This window comes from Psychrobacter sp. CAL346-MNA-CIBAN-0220, from assembly GCF_040309805.1.
Lineage (GTDB): Bacteria > Pseudomonadota > Gammaproteobacteria > Pseudomonadales > Moraxellaceae > Psychrobacter.
Map to the genome: position 1 here is coordinate 1 of NZ_JBEOPF010000704.1, position 238 is coordinate 238.

The following is a 238-nucleotide window of genomic DNA, read 5'->3' on the forward strand; positions in this document are numbered from 1 at the left end:
ACCCACCCAATGAACTTCATCGCGATTTAGAGCTGCTGGCTCGACTGAATTTAGAAGCAAAGCTTACATCACCTACTAAGTATAAAGACGCTAAATTGCTCATAACACAATTAGACGCCATTGCATCAACCACACTTGAGCAAGCCGTCGTCATCATGCTTAAAGCGCGAATTAAAGGCCGTCAAAACCAAGAATATAATCAGGTGATTGTTGAATCAAATAATGCGTTGAATATGGT

General features: G+C 40.8%; 1 protein-coding gene. It reads left to right on the top strand.

Annotated features, from left to right (window positions below):
- Positions 1-238, top strand: a 238-nt coding sequence (locus tag AAEY88_RS15390; RefSeq protein ID WP_350563788.1) for a hypothetical protein, incomplete at both ends; no start/stop codon positions are given.